Raw genomic sequence first — 569 nt, forward strand, 5'->3', positions numbered from 1 at the left:
GTATTTAGGCTTAGAGGGTGGTCCCCCTATGTTCAGACAGAATTACACGTGTTCCGCCCTACTCGAGTCCTGAAGTCTCACTTTCGCATACGGGGCTGTCACCCGCTATGGCCAGTCTTTCCAAACTGTTCTGCTAGTTGAACTCCAGGCACTGGCCTGGTCCGCGTTCGCTCGCCACTACTAACGGAATCTCGGTTGATGTCTTTTCCTCCAGTCCAAGTTAAACGGGATAGGTGGGTTTCCCCATTCGGAAATCTGCGGGTCAAAGGTTGCTCACACCTCACCGCAGCTTATCGCAGCGTGCCACGTCCTTCATCGCCTGTATGCGCCAAGGCATCCACGAATTGCCCTTACCTTACGCTTGAGAGTCCGCACCACCAACGACAATGCTGGGTTGGCCTAAACCAACCAAAACTCGGCAGAGCAGCAATGTCACAGTATCTTGGTGCGGATGATTAAAATGCTCAGCCTAATAACTTTTAGCACCGATCCGATCGATCACTTCCGAGGCGAACCTCAGTGCAATCTCGCAAACCGCTACCGTTACGGCATCGATTTTAAGAACCCAT

At 52.2% G+C, this 569-nt stretch carries 1 rRNA gene; it reads right to left on the reverse strand.

Annotated elements, in window-relative coordinates:
- Positions 1-361, reverse strand: a 23S ribosomal RNA gene (locus TRIHO_RS20125); the annotation flags it as partial.
- Between the last annotated feature and the right edge of the window lie 208 nt (positions 362-569).

It is taken from the genome of Tritonibacter horizontis, assembly GCF_001518015.1.
Taxonomy (GTDB): domain Bacteria; phylum Pseudomonadota; class Alphaproteobacteria; order Rhodobacterales; family Rhodobacteraceae; genus Epibacterium; species Epibacterium horizontis.